The sequence below is a fragment of the Streptomyces sp. NPDC002130 genome, assembly GCF_040296465.1.
Taxonomy (GTDB): domain Bacteria; phylum Actinomycetota; class Actinomycetes; order Streptomycetales; family Streptomycetaceae; genus Streptomyces.
The window spans coordinates 1-1,514 of record NZ_JBEOXI010000783.1 but is presented as its reverse complement, the minus strand read 5'-3'; the positions used below and the strand labels follow the sequence as shown (position 1 = coordinate 1,514).

Genomic DNA, 1,514 nt, shown 5'->3' with positions numbered 1-1,514 from the left:
AGGATCTTCGCCTCGGGGGCGATGCCGATGACGCCGTCGGCGCCGCCCGGGCCGTGTCCGTGGCCGCTGAGTTCTACCAGCCATACCCCGTCATCGAATGCGCGCGCTACCTGACCAGCCACTTGCTGCGCGATACGAGACTTTCCCACCCCGCCTTCTCCTGTAAGCGTCGTCAATCGACTGAGTGACAGCAGTCTCTTGGTTTCGGAGACCTCGACGCGCCGCCCCACGAAGCTGGTGATTTCATTGGGCAGATTTCCCAGTCTGGACTCGGTAGTCGTCGACATTCGAAGGCCATCTCACTTCTCAAATTCAGGCAAGTTCGTCCACGCGTCGGACGTCGCATTGCAGAACTTACGTGCTTGGCTGATGACAGTGCCATCTAGCGAGCCGCGCCCGATACTCTCCCGATGGCGCAATTCCGACAGGCTCATTGGCCAAACTGCGCAGCAGCCCAGTAACTTGCGGGGATGGGTCACTCGATAACGTGGCTATCGGTGACAGAATGAGACTCCACTGTCCAACCTCGGCAACGTGCGTGCTAATTGGGCACCTCGCGTACGCCGAATGAAATGCTCTGGTTACATGGACGACTTCGTGATCCTTCCAGATCCCTGCTGTGGCAACGGGCTTCGATCTCGGCGCGGCTGCTCTGGACTCCCGCGACGAGTTTAGACACTCACTGTGCGTTCGGCGCCGCGGGATTTCCGACCCCGCCCGCCCCGTCAGCAACGGAGCGGGCGGGCGCGGCGGTGACGGGACCGGGCCGGAAGGGACAGCAAAATCCGACGACGAGGCAGTAATGCGCATGACGAATCAAACCTTTCCTGGAAAAGCTCTCTGAACTGGCTATTTACCTACTTCCGGCCGGTGCCGGCGTTATTCCTCTGCGCCTGCTATGAGTACGTTCAACGGCACTTCGCGGGCGGGAAGGGCCGGGCGTCTGCCCCGTCGAAAGCCAGGACCGCCGACTTCGGTAGAGCCGCCAGTACCGGCCACCAGCACGCATCGTGTGCGGTGACACCGCCCCGGCATCAATGCCCGCGCCGCCGCATCCTCGCCGGTACGGGCGACCACGCTCGCCACCCGGTCCGGCGCGGGAGAAGTTCCGGTCAACACCTACTGCGCGTACCGCAACAGGTCACCGCTCACCGCGTTCACGCGCCACCGACCGGGATCTGCACACGCGACGCCCGCTCCGGGTTCCGCGCCAGCGCACCGTCGTTACCGATCCCGCGCACACCGGATGCGCCCGCGCCGGCCGATCCGGCCGCAGCGTATCCCCGTCCGTCAACACGACCACCATGTGCGGGGCAGGACGGGCCGCGTTCGCGGACCCACAGATCCGTACCGCCGCCGCCCACCAGCGCCAATCGGCCACCGACCGCACCGCCTGCGCTCATCGCAGGTGAGATCCATGCGGTACGGCCCTATGTATGCTTTATTCAAACCCTGAACATTTGCACGAGAGGAAAAAATGCCAAGAGCGATACTTGATGGCACAGTGCTCGCTG

General features: G+C 63.5%; 1 pseudogene. It reads right to left on the bottom strand.

The annotated features are described in order from the left end of the window. Positions 1–287: pseudogene (locus tag ABT116_RS45490) on the bottom strand (hypothetical protein); the annotation flags it as partial. Between the last annotated feature and the right edge of the window lie 1,227 nt (positions 288–1,514).